The 4,145-nt window shown below is 68.2% G+C and carries 4 protein-coding genes; all 4 read right to left on the bottom strand.

Annotated features, from left to right (window positions below):
* Positions 1-177 precede the first annotated feature (177 nt).
* Positions 178-420, bottom strand: a complete 243-nt coding sequence (locus AC1D15_RS20395; RefSeq protein ID WP_047505750.1) for a hypothetical protein — start codon at positions 418-420, stop codon at positions 178-180.
* A gap of 31 nt (positions 421-451) precedes the next feature.
* Positions 452-1,387 carry a UDP-3-O-acyl-N-acetylglucosamine deacetylase gene (lpxC, locus tag AC1D15_RS20390; protein ID WP_047505748.1) on the bottom strand — a complete coding sequence of 312 codons (936 nt, stop codon included), beginning with the start codon at positions 1,385-1,387 and terminating at the stop codon, positions 452-454.
* Between the two features lie 116 nt (positions 1,388-1,503).
* Positions 1,504-2,703 carry a cell division protein FtsZ gene (ftsZ, locus tag AC1D15_RS20385; RefSeq protein ID WP_047505983.1) on the bottom strand — a complete coding sequence of 400 codons (1,200 nt, stop codon included), beginning with the start codon at positions 2,701-2,703 and terminating at the stop codon, positions 1,504-1,506.
* A gap of 160 nt (positions 2,704-2,863) precedes the next feature.
* On the bottom strand, positions 2,864-4,093 hold the full coding sequence (gene ftsA / locus AC1D15_RS20380; protein WP_477827398.1) for a cell division protein FtsA: 1,230 nt from the start codon (positions 4,091-4,093) through the stop codon (positions 2,864-2,866).
* Positions 4,094-4,145: the final 52 nt, after the last annotated feature.

Raw genomic sequence — 4,145 nt, 5'->3', positions numbered from 1 at the left:
TCGTAGACATACTCATCGGCTGTGTTTGACCACAACGAACGAAGTGAGTGGCGGGAGTTTGCCGATGCACCCCCGAAGCCGAGCTTCTTCGTGCAGTCGGCCCGCCAGGGTCGACCGACCCAGCCGAGCCCCCAGCCCCTCACGCCACCCGCCGCGCCGAGCCAAGCAGAAGCAGCCTCAGTCGGAATCCGGCAGCGGCACCTGCACCACCGGCGGCGCCCCGCGAAACACCGCGACGATGTGCGCGTAGACCATGCCGTTCACGTAGAACAGCAGCACCACCATCGCGATGCGGAACACCTTGATGCCGAGCTTCTGCCAGTCCGAATCGTCCATCGCGAGGAACAGGCCCCATGCGATGCCGCTGCCCAGCAGCAGCAGCGCCGCGAGGCCGAGCATGATCCAGCTGAAGATGGCCATCAGGGGTGCGGGAAGTTGGGGTTGAAGGGCGTCACCACGCCGGGGCCAGCGCGGCGAGGCCCGCCGGCGCTTCGCGTTCGTCCTCGAAGCTGACGATCTCGTAGCTCGATGCATCGGCCAGCACCGCGCGCAGCAGCTTGTTGTTCAGCGCATGGCCCGACTTGTACGCGGTGTACGCGCCGATCAGCGGGTGGCCGGCCACCTGCATGTCGCCGATCGCGTCGAGGATCTTGTGCTTGACGAACTCGTCGTCGTAGCGCAACCCATCGGAGTTCAGCACGCGGTAGTCGTCGACGACGATCACGTTGTCCATGCTGCCGCCCAGGCCCAGCCCGCGCGAACGCATCATCTCGACATCCTTCGTGAAGCCGAAGGTGCGCGCGCGCGCGATGTCGCGCTTGTAGTGGCCCGAGCCCATGTCGAACACCACGCGCTGGCCGGTCTGGTTGACCGCCGGGTGGTCGAAGTCGATCTCGAAGGTCAGCCGGTAGCCGCTGTACGGCTCGAGCCGCACCCACTTCAGCTTCGGCCCCTCGCCCTCGCGCACCTCCACCGGCTTCAGGATGCGCATGAAGCGCTTCGGCGCATCCTGCAGCTCGATGCCCGCCGATTGCAGCAGGAACACGAACGATGCGGCCGAGCCGTCGAGGATCGGCACCTCTTCGGCGGTGATGTCGACGCGCAGGTTGTCGATGCCGAGCCCGGCGCAGGCCGACAGCAGGTGCTCGATGGTGTTGACCTTCGGCGCCCCCGGGTCGCCGTTCAGCGACAGCGTGGTCGCCATGCGCGCCTCCGAGATCGACAGCACCGCCACCGGGATGTCGACCGGCGTCGGCAGGTCGATCCGGCGGAACACGATGCCGGTGTCGGGCGGCGCCGGCCGCAACGTCAGCTCGACGCGCTGGCCGCCGTGCACGCCGACGCCGACGGCGCGCGTCAGGGACTTGAGGGTGCGTTGGGCAAGCATCGAACGATTTTAGGTCCGGACGAGCAAACCCAGCGGCCCCCGTGGAACCGGCTTTGCCGGGCCACTGGGGGCGCCCCCTCGAGGGGGAGGCGCGCCAGCGCCTCGGGGGTGGGTCATCAATCCGCCTGCTTGCGCAGGAACGCCGGGATCTCGATCTCGTCCATCCCGTTGCTCGCCAGCGCATCCACCTTCGCCGCGGCCGTGCGGCCGTTGCGCCAGACGCTCGGCACGCTCAGGCTGCTGTAGTCGTGCGCGCCGCCGCCCGGCGGGTTGACCGGCTGCGTCAGCACCGGGATGTTGTCGGTGCCGGTGCGCTGCGCGACCTGCGTGTGGACCACGCTGATCGGCGCAGCCACGCGCTTGGCCGGGCTCAGGCCGGTGGCGATCACCGTGACGCGCAGCTGGTCGCCCAGGCTCTCGTCGTAGGCGGTGCCGTAGATCACGTGCGCATCGTCCGCGGCATAGCGGCGGATGGTGTTCATCGCGTTGCGGCTCTCGCTCAGCTTGAAGCTGCCCTTGCCGGCAGCGATCAGCACCAGCACGCCGCGTGCGCCGGACAGGTCGATGCCCTCCAGCAGCGGGCAGGCCACCGCCGCATCGGCCGCCTTGTGCGCGCGGTCCGGGCCGCTGGCCGTGGCCGTGCCCATCATCGCCTTGCCCGGCTCGCTCATCACCGTCTTCACGTCCTCGAAGTCGACGTTGACCAGCCCCGGGATGTGGATGATGTCGCTGATGCCGCCGACCGCGTTCTTCAGCACGTCGTTGGCATGCGCGAAGGCCTCGTCCTGCGTCACGTCGTCGCCCAGCACGTCGAGCAGCTTGTCGTTCAAGATCACGATCAGCGAATCGACGTTGGCTTCCAGCTCGGCCAGGCCCGCGTCGGCCGCCTTCATCCGGCGGTTGCCTTCGAAGTCGAACGGCTTGGTGACCACGCCGACCGTCAGGATGCCCATCTCCTTCGCGATGCGCGCGATCACCGGCGCGGCGCCGGTGCCGGTGCCGCCGCCCATGCCGGCGGTGATGAAGAGCATGTTCGCGCCCTTGATCGAGTCGCGGATGCGGTCGACCGCTTCTTCCGCCGCGGCGCGGCCGGCCTCCGGCTTCGCGCCGGCGCCCAGCCCGGTGCTGCCGAGCTGGATCAGGTGGTGCGCCGTCGAGCGGTTCAGCGCCTGCGCGTCGGTGTTCGCGCAGACGAACTCCACGCCTTGCACGCCGCGCGAGATCATGTGGTCGACCGCGTTGCCGCCGCCGCCGCCGACGCCGATCACCTTGATCTGCGTGCCCAGGTCGAAGTCTTCGATCATTTCAATGGCCATGGTGTTCTCCAATCCTTGTTGCAGTTGCCGTTCTGGGGTGGGACTCTGATGAGTCCTCGTCTGGTGTGTTGTTGTTCTTCATGGGGGATACCTGCTGCCACGGAGCTCGAGGCCGAGGCTTGCGGATGCGTTTGTCGTCATGCGCGTTCTCCGTGGTGTGTCAGAAATTGCCGAGGAACCAGTCCTTGGCGCGACCGAAAAGCGTCTTCACCGAACCGGCCTGCTGCGCGGCCTTGATGCCGCGCGCACGGCCGAGCCGCGCCTCCTCGAGCAGGCCCATCACGGTGGCCGAACGGGGGTTCGCCACCATGTCGTGCAGCGAGCCGTGGTAGGTCGGGATGCCCTTGCGCACCGGCTTCAGGAAGATGTCCTCGCCGAGCTCGACCATGCCCGGCATCACCGCCGCGCCGCCGGTCAGCACGATGCCGCTGGACAGCAGCTCCTCGTAGCCGCTCTCGCGGATCACCTGGTGCACCAGCGAGAAGATCTCTTCCACCCGCGGCTCGATCACGCCAGCCAGCGCCTGGCGGCTCAGCATGCGCGGCGCGCGGTCGCCGAGGCCCGGCACCTCCAGGTTCTCGCTCGGGTCGGCCAGCAGCTGCTTGGCCACGCCGTACTCGACCTTGATCTCCTCCGCATCCTTGGTCGGCGTGCGCAGCGCCATCGCGATGTCGCTGGTGATCAGGTCGCCGGCGATCGGGATCACCGCGGTGTGGCGGATCGCGCCGTCGGTGAAGATCGCGACATCGGTGGTGCCGGCGCCGATGTCGACCAGCGCCACGCCCAGGTCCTTCTCGTCCTCGGTCAGCACCGCATGGCTGGACGCGCTCGGGTTCAGCACCAGCTGGTCCACTTCCAGCCCGCAGCGCCGCACGCACTTGACGATGTTCTCGGCCGCGCTCTGCGCGCCGGTCACGATGTGCACCTTCACCTCGAGCCGGCCGCCGCTCATGCCGATCGGCTCCTTGACCTCGTGGCCGTCGATCACGAACTCCTGCGGCTCGACCAGCAGCAGCCGCTGGTCGTTCGGGATGTTGATCGCCTTCGCGGTCTCGACGACGCGCGCCACGTCGACCGGCGTGACCTCCTTGTCGCGCACGATCACCATGCCGGTGGAGTTCTGGCCGCGGATGTGGCTGCCGGTGATGCCGGTGTAGACGCGCGTGATCTTGCAGTCGGCCATCATCTCGGCCTCCTTCAGCGCCTGCTGGATGCTCTGCACCGTCGCATCGATGTTGACCACCACGCCGCGCTTCAGGCCGTGGGCCGAGGCGATGCCGAGCCCGGCGACGCGCAGCTCGCCGTCAGGCAGCACCTCGGYCACCACCGCCATCACCTTCGCGGTGCCGATGTCGAGGCCGACCACCAGGTCCTTGTATTCCTTGGCCATGTTTCGTGTCACCCTCTCATTTCCGTCTGCCGGGGGCCGCAGCCTCCAGCGT

Source organism: Rhizobacter sp. P2_H2, from assembly GCF_056403375.1.
Note: the sequence above shows the minus strand (reverse complement) of the source record. Positions and strands in the feature narration are given on the sequence as shown.